Annotated in this window: 11 protein-coding genes; 5 read left to right on the top strand and 6 right to left on the bottom strand. The window is 58.3% G+C overall.

The features are described from left to right. Positions 1-28 precede the first annotated feature (28 nt). The 3 genes from LPW13_RS00240 to LPW13_RS00230 all read left to right on the top strand — a co-directional run bounded on the left by LPW13_RS00240 (position 29) and on the right by LPW13_RS00230 (position 3,014). Positions 29-1,006 carry a glycoside hydrolase family 43 protein gene (locus LPW13_RS00240; protein WP_230437446.1) on the top strand — a complete coding sequence of 326 codons (978 nt, stop codon included), beginning with the start codon at positions 29-31 and terminating at the stop codon, positions 1,004-1,006. A 189-nt stretch (positions 1,007-1,195) separates the two neighbouring features. Continuing rightward, on the top strand, positions 1,196-2,005 hold the full coding sequence (locus LPW13_RS00235) for an MOSC domain-containing protein (protein WP_230437445.1): 810 nt from the start codon (positions 1,196-1,198) through the stop codon (positions 2,003-2,005). Positions 2,006-2,033: 28 nt separating this feature from the next. After that, complete coding sequence (locus LPW13_RS00230) at positions 2,034-3,014, top strand: questin oxidase family protein (protein WP_230437444.1); 981 nt, start codon at positions 2,034-2,036, stop codon at positions 3,012-3,014. Between the two features lie 104 nt (positions 3,015-3,118). On the opposite strand, the gene urtE is transcribed toward LPW13_RS00230, so the two are convergent. From urtE to LPW13_RS00200, 6 genes are read right to left on the bottom strand one after another with little or no spacing between them, the layout of a single operon-like run. After that, the gene (gene urtE, locus LPW13_RS00225; RefSeq protein ID WP_230437443.1) at positions 3,119-3,814 is read right to left on the bottom strand and encodes an urea ABC transporter ATP-binding subunit UrtE; all 696 of its coding nucleotides are present in this window, start codon (positions 3,812-3,814) and stop codon (positions 3,119-3,121) included. Next, on the bottom strand, positions 3,811-4,614 hold the full coding sequence (gene urtD / locus LPW13_RS00220; RefSeq protein WP_230439225.1) for an urea ABC transporter ATP-binding protein UrtD: 804 nt from the start codon (positions 4,612-4,614) through the stop codon (positions 3,811-3,813). The genes urtE and urtD overlap by 4 nt, the downstream gene beginning before the upstream one ends. A 53-nt stretch (positions 4,615-4,667) precedes the next feature. Continuing rightward, positions 4,668-5,870 carry an urea ABC transporter permease subunit UrtC gene (gene urtC / locus LPW13_RS00215; RefSeq protein WP_230437442.1) on the bottom strand — a complete coding sequence of 401 codons (1,203 nt, stop codon included), beginning with the start codon at positions 5,868-5,870 and terminating at the stop codon, positions 4,668-4,670. After that, positions 5,867-7,489 (bottom strand): urea ABC transporter permease subunit UrtB, encoded by a 1,623-nt coding sequence (gene urtB, locus LPW13_RS00210; protein WP_230437441.1) that lies wholly within the window; start codon positions 7,487-7,489, stop codon positions 5,867-5,869. Before urtB ends, urtC begins: the two co-directional genes overlap by 4 nt. Positions 7,490-7,492: 3 nt before the next feature. Continuing rightward, positions 7,493-8,779: an urea ABC transporter substrate-binding protein gene (gene urtA / locus LPW13_RS00205; protein WP_230437440.1), complete on the bottom strand. Its 1,287-nt coding sequence runs from the start codon at positions 8,777-8,779 to the stop codon at positions 7,493-7,495. Between the two features lie 41 nt (positions 8,780-8,820). Further along, on the bottom strand, positions 8,821-9,978 hold the full coding sequence (locus LPW13_RS00200) for a porin family protein (protein ID WP_230437439.1): 1,158 nt from the start codon (positions 9,976-9,978) through the stop codon (positions 8,821-8,823). A 507-nt stretch (positions 9,979-10,485) separates the two neighbouring features. On the opposite strand from LPW13_RS00200, the gene LPW13_RS00195 reads away from it, so the two are divergent. Further along, positions 10,486-13,932: a hybrid sensor histidine kinase/response regulator gene (locus LPW13_RS00195; protein WP_230437438.1), complete on the top strand. Its 3,447-nt coding sequence runs from the start codon at positions 10,486-10,488 to the stop codon at positions 13,930-13,932. Beyond that, positions 13,929-14,900, top strand: coding sequence for a response regulator transcription factor (locus LPW13_RS00190; protein ID WP_230437437.1), 972 nt, complete (start codon positions 13,929-13,931; stop codon positions 14,898-14,900). The genes LPW13_RS00195 and LPW13_RS00190 overlap by 4 nt, the downstream gene beginning before the upstream one ends. Positions 14,901-14,990: the final 90 nt, after the last annotated feature.

Raw genomic sequence — 14,990 nt, 5'->3', positions numbered from 1 at the left:
CAAACCCGAGCAGTAACCGGAGTGAATAGTGATTCCAGAAAAAACCGCAGAACCCTTGGTTAAACCGCTGATCGAACAGCGTGCCGACCCGTTTATTTACAAGCACAGTGATGGCTTTTATTACTTTATCGCCTCGGTGCCCGAATATGACCGCCTGGAGTTGCGCCGCGCAGAGACCATTGCCGGACTCGCCGATGCGGAAAGGGTCACCGTATGGACCAAGCCGGACACCGGCCCCTACTCCGACCTGATCTGGGCACCGGAGATCCACCACGTGCACATAGAGGGGCAGGCGCCCACCTGGGCAATCTACTTCGCCGCAGCCCCGTCGCGGGAAATCAAACACGATCTGTTCCAGCACCGCATGTACGCACTGACCACCACCGATGCCAACCCGCTGGAAGCGCAGTGGGAGCTCACCCAGGTGGATTCCGGCATCGATACTTTCTGCCTCGACGCCACCGTATTTGAACACGAGGGCAAACACTATTACCTGTGGGCACAAAAAGGCCCGGAGATTGCCGGCAACTCCAACCTGTACATCGCGGAAATGGACACCCCGACCTCCATCGTCGGCGAGCCGGTACTGCTGACCAAACCGGAGTACGACTGGGAAGTGATCGGCTTCCTGGTAAATGAAGGGCCGGCGGTGATCAAGAAAAATGGCCGACTCTTTATCGGCTACTCCGCCAGCGCCACCAACCACAATTACTGCATGGGCCTGCTGTGGGCAGATGAAAACGCCGATGTGCTGGATCCGGCGAGCTGGGAAAAATCCCCCAGGCCGGTACTGGAAAGTGACTACGAGCGCGGTATCTACGGTCCGGGCCACAACAGCTTCACCGTATCTGAAGACGGCAGTGAAGATATTCTCGTATTCCACGCGCGTACCTACACCAAGATCGAAGGTGATCCGCTATGGGATCCCAACCGCCACACTTATGTGAAAACAATTCGCTGGAATGACGAAGGGTTCCCGGAGTTCGGCAAACCCTCCGAGCCCTGATACCGATTTCTTCTCCGCTACATCGTCTCACAGCATGTAGGTTGGCGGCCTTTTCAGGCCGCCCTTTTTTATCCGAAGCCTTTATTCCTCCCTTATAAACGCCCGATTCCCGCCATTTTTCACAGGTCTTTTCCGCAACCGTCGTTACCTATACCCTTGACGGATCAATCCATCGCAAAGGACACGGTGTTGGAAATCTCAGCGCTCTATCATTTCCCGGTCAAATCCCTGCAGGGGCACCAATGTAAGTCCCTGCCTCTGGATCAGTTCGGCGCCATCAACGACCGCCGCTGGATGCTGGTGAATGACGACAACCAGTTTGTCACCCAACGCCGCCTGCGCGCCATGGCGCAACTGAAAGCAACCGTCACCGACAAAGGTGTGCGATTGGAAAATGCCGAGGGCGAACACATAGAAGTCCGCCAGCCCGGGACAGAAGCCGAGCGCAGAACCGTACGCGTGTGGGACGATGAGGTGACCGCGCGCGATGCCGGCGACGACGCCGCTCACTGGCTGAGCGAGCAGCTGCAAACCCCGCTGCGGCTGGTGGCCATGGGCTCAGAGTTCAGCCGACCCCTGAGCGCTCCCCGCAGCGACCGCCAGGTAAGCTTCGCGGATGCCGCACCGCTACTGGTGATCAGCCAGGCCTCCCTGGACGACCTCAACAGCCGGCTCGCAGAACCCGTCTCCATGCTGCGCTTCCGTCCCAACCTGGTGGTGAGTGGCTGTCAGCCCTTTGCCGAGGACCGGTGGAAAACCCTCACCATCCACACCCACGACGGGCCGTTGGTATTCGATTGCACCCATCCCTGCGCCCGCTGTGGCATCCCCGGCCTGCATCCGTTTACCGGCCGCGCACACAAAGAACCCCTGCGCACCCTGACCAGTTACCGCCGCGGGGAGGACGGACAGATTTACTTCGGCATGAACCTCGCGCCCGCGTCTGCCGAGCAGAATCAAGCCACCATACACTTGGGGGACCGAGTAGAGGTCCGATAAGCGGACAACCCGACCGGGAGGACACAGCATGAGCATCACCCGCGACTGCGCGCAACTGCTGGAAGCAGGCAGCCGCTATCACGTGCACTACGGTGACCGCCTCGCCAATCACCTGCCCATGGTCCTGATCGCCCTGGACAAAATGGGGGGCTCCCAGCGCCAACTGCAACACGCCTTTGACCGCTCAGCGCCTCAACTGCAGTTGCGTCCCGGCAGCCCGGTACATGACATCGACCACATCGCCGACTGCCGCAACCGCGACGACCTGTTCCCCAGCGCCCTGCGCTATTACGAACAACAACTCAAACAACTCGGTATCGCCAAATGCCTGCAACAGGAACTGCCGGCTCTCCTCCCTTCAATCGCCACCGCCGCCTTCCACGGCCTTATCCGCACCGCCTACGGGGTCGACGCCCGCCATCTGGAAGAGATCGCCATGGGCCTCGCCTACTGGAACCTGGAGTACCACACTCTTACCAGCAGCGATCAGAAAGCCCCCGTTGCCGCCGGTGAAATCATTGCGCGGGTTGCGGAACAATATTCAGATATACCCGTCGCCCCTGGCAATATCGCCGATCATATGCAGGCCGTCACCGGCCAACCGGACTGGATGGAAACCGCGATTCAGCCGCAACAATTGGGGCTGGAAGATATCGCCCGGGTCGCCATCCGCGCCTACCTCGGCACCAATGACTTCACCCTGCTGCACGGCGTCACCGGCTGTCACGCACTGCGCCTGATCCTCCCCTACTGTAAAAATCAGGAAAGTGCACTGCGCTACTTCTGGCAAGGACTCGTCATCGCGTATCTCAGCACCGGGCCGAAAGTGATTCAGTCGCCGGATAGCGACGAAACGGAAAGAGAAACGGAAAGTATTGAAAAAAGACAGGAAGATACTCGGGATCGCGCGCTAGTCAGCGACGATGATCATGTGATCAAACTCGCTTATAGCGCGCTGGAGGAGTTTCATCACTACGGCAATAACGATTACCTACAGATATTCGCCTGAGTTGCCAAACCAGAGTAGAAATTAAATTAGTCAAAGTCCAGGTTGAAGGTGCCGCTACAAAACCAGCAACGGAGTCCCCATCCATACCTCAAAGGCCAGAAAACTCACACAGCCAGATACTGCCGAATCAATCCATCATCCAGGTTGGCCATCCTGTCCGCAGCCACCACAGACCCTTTCTGCATCAACCGGAACTCCTTCCCCACCCGACGCGCAAACCCCAGCTTCTGCTCCACCAGAATCACCGTCAGCCCATCCTCCTCATTGAGCCGCGTCACCACATCCCCAATCTGCCGGACAATATTCGGCTGAATCCCCTCATTGGGCTCATCCAGAATCAGCACCTTCGGATCAATCACCAGCGCGCGACCAATGGCCAACTGCTGTTGTTGCCCACCGGACAGATCGCCACCGCGGCGATGCAACATATCTCGCAACACCGGAAACAGCTCAAAAATTTTCTCCGGAACCTTCTTCAACCCATCCCTACGCGCCGGCAATCCGATCAGCAGATTCTCCTCCACCGTCAGCAACGGAAAAATATCCCGCCCCTGGGGTACATAACCAATGCCCAGTTTGGCCCGCGCCTGCGCCGCACTGCCCTCGATCGGCTTGCCCTCAAACAGAATCCTGCCATCACTGGGCGGCAACAGCCCCATCAGACACTTCAGCAACGTCGTCTTGCCGACGCCATTGCGGCCCATGATGCAGGTACAAGAACCCTGCTCCACCTCCAGGTTCAGGTCCCATAAAATCTGTGTGCCACCGTATTTCTGATTCAGTTTTTCGATCTGGATCATACTTCCTCCCCCAGATAAACCTCGATCACATCCGGATTATTCTGCACCTGATCCATCGTGCCCTCCGCCAGTACCGAGCCCTGATGCAGAACCGTTACCGTACGTGCAATACTGCGCACAAATTCCATATCGTGCTCCACCACGATCACCGTATGCTTGCCGGCAAGGGATGTCAGCAGCTCCGCTGTCCGCTCCGCTTCCTCCGCGATCATGCCGGCCACCGGCTCATCGATCAACAGCAAACGCGGCTCCGCCGCCAGTAACATACCGATTTCCAGCCACTGCTTCTGGCCATGGGAAAGCGCGCCGGCAAGCTGGAAACGCAGTTTCTCCAGACCGATGACCTTCAACACCTCATCGATGCGATCGCGCTCACTACTGCTCAGCTTGGCGGTCAGCGCGCTCCACACCCCCTTGCTTCCCTGCAGCGACAGCTCCAGGTTGTGAAATACGGTATGCGCCTCAAACACCGTCGGTTTCTGGAATTTACGCCCGATCCCCATCTGCGCAATTTCCGCCTCATCGTGCGCCAGCAGATCAATATTCTGACCGAACCAGGCACTGCCACTGTCGCACTGGGTTTTTCCGGTAATCACATCCATCAGCGTGGTCTTGCCGGCGCCATTGGCGCCGATCAGGCAACGCAATTCGCCGTCGTTTACATACAGGTTAAGATTGTTCAGCGCCTGGAAACCATCAAAACTGACGTTCAGATCCTCCAAGTACAGGATCACCTGCTTGGATACATCCACCGAGCGTCGCCGCGGCACCAGAAAGGGCCAGGCAGTATCCCGGCGCATCAGTGCCCGTGCCTGTTCGGTCAACCGATTCAGGCTATTCTGGTTCAGGCTACTCATGCATTGACCTCCCGCATGCCGATCGATGGTTTGTTGGATGACTCGCGCTCTGCTTCAACGCTGGCTGATTTACCATTTTGTTGACCACCAAAACGTTGCAACAAACCTGCCAATCCACTGGGCAGATACACGGTAACAATCACAAACAACGCCCCCAGTGCAAACAGCCATGCATCCGGCATGATGGCGGTCAGGCGGGTTTTGGCGTAATTCACCAGCAGTGCGCCGACAATGGCGCCATACAGGGTGCCACGACCGCCCACCGCCACCCACACCACCACTTCAATGGAATTGAGCGGGGAAAATTCACCGGGGTTGATGATGCCCACCTGCGGCACATACAACATGCCCGCCACCGCGGCGATCAACGCCGAGTACACAAACAGCCATACTTTGTAGCGCTCGGTGCGGTAGCCGAGAAAACGCGCCCGCGCCTCGGTATCGCGCACCGCTACAATCACCCGCCCCAGTCGCGACTGCACAATCGCGCGGCTGGACAGGAAAGCGATCACCAGCAACAGCGTGGTCACCAATAGCAGTGCCACCCGGGTCCCATCTGCCTGCAGGTCAAAGCCGAGAATATCCTTGAAGTCCGTCAGCCCGTTATTGCCGCCGAAACCCATTTCATTACGGAAAAATGCCAGCATCAGCGCATAGGTCAGCGCCTGGGTCATGATCGACAGATAAACACCGGTCACCCGCGAGCGGAACGCCAGCCAGCCGAACACAAATGCCAGCAATCCCGGTACCGCCAGCGCCATCAACACCGCGAACCAGAACTGATCCATGCCGAACCAGTACCAGGGCAATTCCTGCCAGTTGAGAAACACCATAAAGTCCGGCAGATCCGGGTTGCCGTATACCCCGCGATCACCGATCTGACGCATCAGGTACATCCCCATACCGTAACCACCGAGGGCAAAAAAAGCCCCGTGGCCCAGGCTTAGAATGCCGCAATAACCCCAGATGATATCCACCGCCATCGCCAGCATGGCGAAACACAGGTACTTGCCCATCAGGGTGATGGTGTAGGTGCTGACATACAACGGAGAATCCGCGGGCAGTAACAGGTTGGCCGCGGACATGGCGATGGTGGTGATTAAAAGAATCCCCACCAGCCAGGAAGAGCCCCGCCCGGGCTGGCGCAGTTCAGTGAGAAGATTGAACAGTGAGGTCCAGAATTTACGCGCTGCGCTCATTCCGCTGCCCTCCCACGTTGCGGAAACAGCCCCTTGGGCCGCTTCTGGATAAACAGGATCAGGCACAACAGCACAATAATATTGGCAAGCACTGCGCCTGTGGCGGGCTCGAGAAATTTATTCGCCACACCGAGAGAGAAACCGCCAACCAACGTGCCCAGCAGATTGCCCACACCACCGAAGACCACCACCATGAAGGAATCGATAATGTAGGACTGCCCCAGGTTCGGTCCCACATTGGTCAACTGGCTCAGCGCCACACCGGCCACACCGGCGATACCGGAACCGAGACCAAAGGTCATCGCATCCACCAGTTCCGTGCGCACGCCCATGGCTTTCGCCATATTCCTGTTCTGGGATACCGCGCGCACGTTCAGGCCGAGGGAGGATTTTTTCAGAATCATCACCAGACTGATGAAGACCGCCAGTGCAAACAGCAGGATATAAAAACGGTTGAAGGTAATGGAAAATACCGGGTTGATCTGCAGGGATCCGCTCATCCATGCCGGTGTCACCACCTGCATATTCAACGGTGAGAAAATACTGCGCACCGCCTGCTGCAGAATCAGACTGATACCGAAGGTGGCTAATAACGTTTCCAGCGGGCGCCCCTGTAGATGCCGGATAACGCCGCGCTCAATGGCTACACCGACACTGCCGGAAACCAGAAACGCGGCGGGCACCGCCACCAGCAGTGAATATTCAATGGCATTCGGCATCAGCTGCTGGATGACGTAAGTGGTGTAGGCCCCGAGCATGATCATTTCGCCGTGGGCCATATTGATCACACCCATGACGCCAAAGGTGATCGCAAGACCGATGCCGGCGAGCAGTAGCACCGATCCCAGACTCAGGCCGAAGAACAGCTGCTCCATACTGCCGAAAAACGCCATGCGCCCGTCAATACGATCCAGCGCCTTCTGCGCTGCCGCTTTCACCGCAGCGTCGCTCTCCCGCTCATCATTGACCACTCGGCGCAATTGATTTCTAACCGGATTCTCCAGTCGGCCGCTCATGGTTTCGATGGCGGCAATGCGTACCACGCGATCACTGCTGTCCCGCAGTTGCACCATTGCTTCGGCCAGCCCGATCAACTCGCGCAGCTCACCATTGACGTCAGTGTCTGCCACGCGCTGCAACAGGCGCATATTCTGCTCAGTCAGCTCGTCGAGAATGGCCAGCACCGCCGCGCGCTGCTCCGCAGTGCTGCCGTGGCGTAAATCCAGGCGTGCCAGGGTGTCGCGCAACTGGCCGCGCAGGCGATTATTTACCCGGATTTTCTTGATATCCCGGCGCGACTGAACGCCCAGATCAGCACCACTGAATACATCGCGCCCGATGCGATCGCCTTCAGCGTTTTTATCTACTGCCATCAGTGCGCCGGTCTGCCTGTGGTAGTACAGATCCCCTGCCAACATGGTTTCGAATAGCGGACGCATGGACTCGCCGCCGGTTCTTTCCAATTGTTCCACCACACTGCCCACTTCGCGTAGGCTGGCTTCGGTCAGTTGTTGTAAAAGACCATCCACCGCGGCTGGGGCGGACTCAGACTGTGCCCATGTCGTACTCACCAGCAACAGGCAAAACAACAGGCAGCCACTCAATAGCAATTGCTTCACAGATCACTCCGCCTGACCGCCGCAGGCCTGGGCCTCGGTGTTGTAATTGCCGCACTTGATCGGCGCGGTCCAGTCGGCGATCAGGTCTCTGGAGCCCGGCAGGAAATCGGACCAGGCATCACCGGCGACCACACCGTCGGTTTCCCACACCACTTCGAACTGACCGTCATCCTGGATCTCACCGATAAATACCGGTTTTGACAGGTGGTGGTTCTTGTTCATCCTGGCAACACCGCCGGACAGATTCGGGAACTCGATACCGATCATCGCCTGTTCCACCGCGTCCACTTCCGTAGTACCCGCTTTTTCCACCGCCTTGGCCCACATATTGAAGCCGATATAAGTTGCTTCCATGGGGTCGTTGGTCACACGCTTTTCGTCGCCGATAAATGTTTTCCACTGCTCCACAAAGTATTCGTTGGCTTCGCTGTCGATACCCTGGAAGTAGTTCCAGGCCGCCATGTGGCCCACCAGCGGACCGGTGTCGATACCGGACAGCTCTTCTTCGCCCACGGAGAATGCGACTACCGGAATGTCTTCGGAGCTGATGCCCTGATTGGCCAGCTCTTTATAGAAGGGCACATTGGCATCGCCATTGATGGTGGAAACCACCGCGGTATTCTTGCCCGCGCTGCCGAATTTTTTGATGTCGGACACGATGCTCTGCCAGTCGGAATGCCCGAACGGGGTGTAGTTGATCATGATGTCTTTTTTATCCACCCCCCTGGATTCCAGATAGGCTTCCAGAATTTTGTTGGTGGTGCGCGGATATACATAATCGGTGCCGGCCAGCACCCAGCGTTCCACTTCCAGATCTGACATCAGGTAGTCCACGGCGGGAATTGCCTGTTGGTTGGGCGCGGCACCGGTGTAGAACACATTTTTCGAGGATTCTTCTCCTTCATACTGCACCGGGTAGAACATCAGACCGTTCAGCTCTTCCACCACAGGCAATACCGATTTGCGGGATACGGAGGTCCAGCAACCGAAAATGACATCCACTTTTTCCTTGGTCAGCAGTTCGCGGGCTTTCTCGGCAAACAGCGGCCAGTCGGAGGCGGGGTCCACGACGACCGCTTCAAGTTTCTTGCCCAGCAGACCGCCCTTGCGGTTCTGCGCATCCACCATCATCAGCACCGTGTCTTTGAGGGTGGTTTCACTAATGGCCATGGTGCCGGACAGGGAGTGCAGCACCCCCACTTTGATGGTTTCCGCCGCCAGCGTCGCGACACTCACCACACTGGTACCGGCGGCCAGCGCGAGGCTGGCGACAAATTTTTTCAGTTTCATGGAATGGCTCCTGTGTATGCTTTGGAAAATCGTCGCTAGATTTACAGCTGAACCTGCATGCCGAGGCTCAACGCGTCCACATCCGCCCCGGTATAACCCGATGCATTGGCATCGCCACTGACATAACTGAGATTGACGCGGGTGTTGTGGCCGTTGACCACGTAGTTGAGGCCGAGCTCGGTGGCGCTGCTGCTATCGGCATCGGAGGGACGGTTTTCCACCAGGCGCAAGTAGGGCTGGAATTTGCCCGGGCCCACATTGCCGGGGAACAGATAGGCAGCGGTGGCGAAGGCAGACTCGCCGTCAAAAAGGCAGAAACAGTCTCCAGCCATCGGCTGAGAGGCGAGGGTGTAATCCGCATCGAGACTTTTGTATTCCGCTTCCAGCGTGACCACGCCACCGGCATCCAGTACGGTTTCCGACAGCATGTCGATGGTCCAGCCAGAGAAATCACCGGCAGATGCCTCACTGCCCACGCCGTCTTCCTGGCTCTGCATGGAAAGTGCGAGGGTAAAGATATTGCCGAGACCACCGTAGTAGGTGGAGCTGGTGTAGTAGCCCGGATTGGATTCCATATTCAGGAAGTTGTAGGCAAAGCGCGTGGCGTACAGCGGGTTTTCATCCCGGTTGCTGTACTCATTCAGCCCGTAGAAGGTACCGGCCGCGTACTGAAACTTGCCGGCCGCTCCCCAGAAGGTGATTCCCTCATCGCGCCCGATCAGGCCGGCCTGTCCGCCCTGATCGGAGGGGTACAGTGGCTGGCGGTACTGGTTCCAGCTCAGTCCGTAAAACGGCCCGCTCATTTCGATCCGGTCTGCCGGTGTGAGCATTCGCCCCGCCCAGATATTGAATTGCGGGCTGAATTCAAACTGGGCAATCGCGTCCAGCACATCGACGGTGTCATTGTTGCGCTGCTGCAGGTTGAAGGTGAATTTCACGGTGTCGTTCAGCTGTCCACTGGTGTAGACGCGGATATCCGGCAGGGTGAATTCGCTGTCGCCTTCCACGGATTCGAACTGTGAACGGAAGCCGGCGCCGATACTGAAGGTCTGGCCACTTTCGGATTCGTACTGTTTCGCCAGCGCCGGCAGCGGCGCGGCGCAGACGGCCAGCACTCCTGCGGCACAGGCACTCTGCCAGGTTGTTTTTTTCAACTGCGGCCCCGCTTGCAGTCGCGCACCTCCTGTTAACGTCTTCATGTGTACCCCCTCCGGGAATGGCTGATCTCGATTGGTTATTTTTGTTGCTATCGATTATTCGGAGAGAAGCCCAGAGGGGCCATACGCGTATTGGGGCCGGTCACTACGTCATTTGACGGTTTCCAACACCGGGGGCAGACGTACACTAAGGATCGAGGAATTGCGCGAGAAAATCGGGGTGAAACAGCTCAGGGGAGTCAAAGCTCAGGAGGCGGGCTGAAGGGGCTGCTCTATAAGCCCCCGGGGTGGCACGAAACAGGCTCAGTGGCGGTGCCGCTACCGGGGGAAGCCTTGCAAGACACGAGCTAGGCGCCCCCCCCCCCCTCAACCCATCCATGGGGGCTCTCCTAAAACATCCCTGTTTTAGAAGGTCTCGCAAGGCTTCCCCCGGCATCGGCACCTTCACACCCAGCTTTTGGTCACTGAATGCGCTTCAGGCCGGTGTTATTCGGTATTCTTGTTGCAAGGAAAAGAGAAGACAAGCAATCAGCAGTAAGGCAGCACCCGGTGGTTGGACTTTTTACGGGCAACAATAACGACAACGAACAACAGGCCATGCGACCCGCACAACAGGTATTCCGCGTACGGCGGACCTACAACAAGTGGGTGGGAGACGAGACCCTCGAAGACTTCGCACTGCGATTCACCGCCGTGCGCGGGCGGCGCTTTAGCATCGAACAGGTGGCCAAAACCGCCCTCGGCGCCACCGCCTTCCTCGCCCTCGAAGCCATCGCCGCGGCCGTCACCCTCAATTACGGTTTTATCAACACCGTCACCGCCATGCTCGCCGTAGCCGCGGTGATCTTTATCACCGGCTTTCCCATCAGCTACTACGCCGCCAAACACGGCCTGGATATCGACCTGCTCACCCGCGGCGCCGGCTTCGGTTACCTGGGCTCCACCATCACCTCGCTGATTTACGCCAGTTTCACCTTCATTTTCTTCGCCATCGAAGCCGCGATCCTAACCTCCGCCCTGCACGCATTGCTGGGGATTCCCCCGGCCATCGGCTATATCCTGTGTGCGGTGGCGGTGATTCCCGTCGTGACCCACGGCATCCGCACGGTGAGCAAGTTTCAGATCGGCACCCAGCCCCTGTGGTTGTTGCTGCAATGTCTGGCATTGGGTATTGCAGCCTGGTTTGAGATCGCGCGGGTGGAGGACTGGACCCGCTTTGCGCCGCAGCACAACCCTGACAGTGGCCACTTCAACTGGATGCTGTTCGGCGCTGCCAGCGCGGTATTTTTTGCCATGGTGGCGCAGATTGGGGAGCAGGTGGATTACCTGCGCTTTATGCCGGAAAAAACCCGGGAGAACCGCGCGCGCTGGTGGTTCTGGCTGACCCTCGCGGGGCCGGGCTGGGTTATGATCGGGATAATCAAGATGCTGTTCGGGTCCTTTCTCGCCTACCTGGCGATTACCGGGGGGGCATCGAGCCTTGAGGCAGCGGATCCGGTGTACATGTACCAGATGGTGTTCAACTATCTCACCCAGTCTCCCACCATGGCACTGATTCTGGCCGGGGTGATGGTGGTGATCTCGCAGATGAAGATCAATGTCACCAACGCCTATGCCGGTTCTATTGCCTGGTCGAACTTTTTCTCCCGTCTCACCCGCAGTCACCCGGGACGGGTAGTGTGGCTGGTATTCAATGTGAGCATTGCGCTGATCCTGATGGAGCTGGGAATCTACCGCGCGCTGGAGGGTGTCCTGGGGATATTCTCCCTGTTGGCCATCAGCTGGCTGGGCTGCCTGGCGGCGGACCTGATGATCAACAAGCCCCTGGGGATCAGTCCGTCCTATGTGGAGTTCAAACGCTCTCACCTGTATGACGTCAATCCGGTGGGTGTGGGCTCGATGCTGCTGGCATCCGCAATTGGTGTTGTGTGTTATCTCGGCCACCTGGGAGACGGGCCAAAGCACTTCGCCAGCTTTATCAGTCTCGGTATCTGCTTTGTGATGGTGCCGCTATTGGGTGTCATTACCCGCGGACAGTTCTATCTCGCCCGCCATCGGGATTTTCTGGATGAAGATCCGCCGCACACCGCGGCGATCATCCACAGTGCCCAGACCTGCTGTATCTGCGAGAACCGTTTCGAACCGGCGGATATGAGCCACTGCCCCGCCTACCAGGGCCCCATCTGCTCCCTGTGCTGCTCGCTGGACTCCCGCTGTATGGATGCGTGCAAACCGGATGCGCATTTCTCTCACCAGTTTATGGCGCTGCTGAGAATGCTGGTACCCGAGCAGGTGGTGCGCGGGGTGGCGTCGCGCCTGGGGCGGTTTGCCCTGCTGCTACTGGGTGCCAGCGTCTGTATCGCCGGAGTGTTGTCACTGGTCTACGGCCAGATGCAGCCGGCTACCGCGGACGAAGCGGCGCTGCTGCAACAGGCCCTGTGGACGCTGTTCGTGTTACTGCTGCTGATTGCCGGGGTGCTGGCGTGGCTGTTTCTGCTCACCCACGACAGCCGCGTGGTGGCACAGATGGAGTCCAACCGTCAGACCCGCCTGCTGCTCAATGAAATTGAGGCACACAAAGAGACCGATCGCGCGCTGCAGCAAGCCAAGGAGCAGGCGGACCGCGCCAACAGTGCCAAGAGCCGCTACCTCTCCGGTATCAGCCACGAGCTGCGCACGCCGCTACAATCGATTCTCGGTTATGCACAACTGCTGAACCAGCAGCAGGACATTGCGGAAAAACACCGCAATGGTTTGCGTATCATCAAGCGCAGCGGAGAATACCTGACCGACCTGATTGAGGGGCTGCTGGATATTTCCAAGATCGAGGCGGGACGACTGGATATCTATCGCAACCATGTGCGCCTGCCGGAGCTGCTGGAGCAGATGGTGGAGATGTTCCGGCCCCAAGCCCAGGCAAAGGGCATCCAAATGCACTGCCATATCCACAGTCCGCTGCCATCGACGGTGATCGCCGATGAAAAGCGCCTGCGGCAGATACTGATCAACCTGCTCTCCAATGCAATAAAATATACCCGCCAGGGGCAGGTGGACTTCCACATCCGCTATCGCAATCAGGTAGCCGAGTTCACTATTGCCGATACCGGGGTGGGTATCCATCCGGAAGATCAGGCGCGCATCCTCAAACCCTTCGAACGGGTGCGTAACGGACAGACTCCGAGTATTGCCGGCACCGGCCTGGGGCTCACCATCGCCTATCTGCTCACGGAAATCATGGGCGGGGAATTGCGCCTGGAAAGCACACCGGGGGAAGGCAGCCGCTTCACGGTTTCCCTGCTGCTGTCCTGGGTGGAGCCGAATCGCCATCACGATACACCCGCGCGCTGTATCACCGGCTACGAAGGTCCGCGACGCAGCGTGATGGTAGTGGACGACGAACCCCTGCACCGCGGACTGATCGCGGACCTGCTCGCACCGCTGGGTTTCTCCCTGATGGAAGCGCAAAGTGCGGAGGACTGCCTGGCCCAGATCCAGCGCCAGCAACCGGATCTCTTTTTGCTGGATGTCACCATGCCCGGCCAGGATGGACTGGCACTGGCAGAGCAGCTGCGTCGACAGCAGATCAAAGTGCCCATAGTGATGTTGTCGGCCGATGCCCAGGAACGCCACCTCAAACCCGGCGAGCACGTCGCCGCCCACGATGACTACCTGGTAAAGCCCCTGGTAAACCAGAAACTGTTCGACACCCTGGCGCGCTTGCTGTCACTGACCTGGCGCTACAGCGCAGTACCGATGCCCAGTGCCGCCGATGCGCGCAGCGGACAGGCGGCCACACCGCTGCCGCAGCATCCACTACTGGCAGATCTGCTGGCCTATGCCCGTATCGGCTACCGCAGCGGCGTACACAAAACCCTGGACCGCTTGGCCAGCGAACACATCACCGACAGCGTCCGCATCGAACACTTCCGCCAACTGGCCGACACCATGCGCTTTGAACAGTTGAGCGAAGCTCTGGAATCCGAGGAATCCCAATGAGTACTCACAGCACCCCTCCTCCAACTACCGCCGAAGAAACCGAATCTACCGTGGGAGGCACAGATACCCGCGCTGGCGATATTGTGCTGGTGGTGGATGATTCCCCAGATACCCTGAGCCTGATCAATGACACCCTGGAACAGGCAGGTATCGATGTGCTGGTGGCGCTGGATGGCAGCCAGGCACTGAATATTGCCCGTCGCCTGCGACCGGACATGATTCTACTGGATGCGGTGATGCCGGGGCTGGATGGGTTTGAAACCTGCCGGCTGCTGAAAGCGGATCCGGCACTGGCTTCCATCCCGGTGATGTTCATGACCGGACTGACGGATTCGGAGGATATCGTGCGCGGACTGGAAAGCGGTGGCGTGGATTACCTGACCAAGCCCATCCAGCCGAATGAGTTGCTGGCGCGCATGAAGGTACACCTCAACAATGCGCGCCTGACATCCAGTGCCCATCAGGCCCTGGACTCAACTGGACAATTTCTGTTTACGGTGGATATCGACGGCCGCATGCACTGGGCGACGCCACAGACTTACGCCCTGTTGAGTAGCGCGGGGGCGATTGAAAGCGATTTGCAACGACAGATGATTGCGGACCTCGGGGTGTGGCTTTCCCGTAATCCCGGGGCGGGTAAGAAACTGAAGCTGACGGGACTGAACAAACCACTGGCGGTGGTGTATATCGAGCGGCGGGATGGCAATACGTTTCTGCTGAAGCTGCTGGATGATGGCGGGCCTGCGGGGGAGGAGGTTTTACGCGGGAAACTGTCACTGACAAAACGGGAATCGGAAGTGCTGTTCTGGATTGCCAATGGCAAGACGAACCGGGAAATCGGAGAGATCCTGGCGGTCAGTCCGCGCACCGTCAACAAGCACCTCGAGGGAATTTTCTCCAAACTCGGGGTGGAAAACCGGACCGCAGCGGCGGGGATTGCGATTCGGGCGCTGAACCCGGACAGCTGATGCTGCACAATGCGGCCGCAAAATTGATAAACGCGATTATGCAATAACGTGCATGTACAGAGGAGGCGAGACGCCTCCCCTGCACCAATA

Origin of the sequence: Microbulbifer celer, from assembly GCF_020991125.1 — a bacterium.
Taxonomy (GTDB): Bacteria; Pseudomonadota; Gammaproteobacteria; order Pseudomonadales; family Cellvibrionaceae; genus Microbulbifer; species Microbulbifer celer.
Note: the sequence above shows the minus strand (reverse complement) of the source record. Positions and strands in the feature narration are given on the sequence as shown.